This is a genomic window from Treponema sp. R6D11 (genome assembly GCF_054786075.1).
In genome coordinates this window covers 1-460 of record NZ_BDHD01000887.1, presented here as the reverse complement: position 1 = coordinate 460, position 460 = coordinate 1, and the positions used below count along the sequence as shown (strand labels likewise).

2 protein-coding genes are annotated in these 460 nt (G+C 41.1%); both read left to right on the top strand.

Annotation, left to right across the window (positions count from 1 at the left end; all coding sequences use genetic code 11):
• The coding region (locus ACYVTD_RS16670) for a hypothetical protein (RefSeq protein ID WP_461248772.1) at positions 1 to 241 on the top strand (241 nt) is incomplete at its 5' end.
• A gap of 14 nt (positions 242 to 255) precedes the next feature.
• On the top strand, positions 256 to 460 hold a 205-nt coding region (locus tag ACYVTD_RS16665), incomplete at its 3' end, for a hypothetical protein (RefSeq protein WP_461248771.1).

Below are 460 nucleotides of genomic sequence, written 5' to 3'. Positions count from 1 at the left end.
GTTAACCTCCATGTCTGAAAAAGAAAGCATTTCCCTGATGAATTCAATAAATTCTTTTTCCGCGCAGGAACTTTCCGCCATTGTTGAGACAGTTAATTCAATGTCCAAAACGGAAAAGATCACAACGATAGAAACGGTAAACTCTATGCCTAATAACGCTTCCATGACATATTTTGTAAAAAATATTGAAGTCGACATTTCAGGGGAAAAAGCGTCATTAGGGCAACGCGTTAATTATTAAAAGGGATGTTATATATGAAAAATACGATAAAAAAAATAACCGCGATTTTAATTAAGGCGTCGTTTCTTGCGTGCGTTGTTTGGTCGCTTTGGGGGTGTAGGGAGATACAACCATTATTAGAAGTAGCATCTGCCTTGGGAAACGCGATAACGGAACCGGGAAGGGAAAGGGCGGCGGGCATTGCAAAGGCGAAAGAATTCGGCAAGGGGGGAGATATCC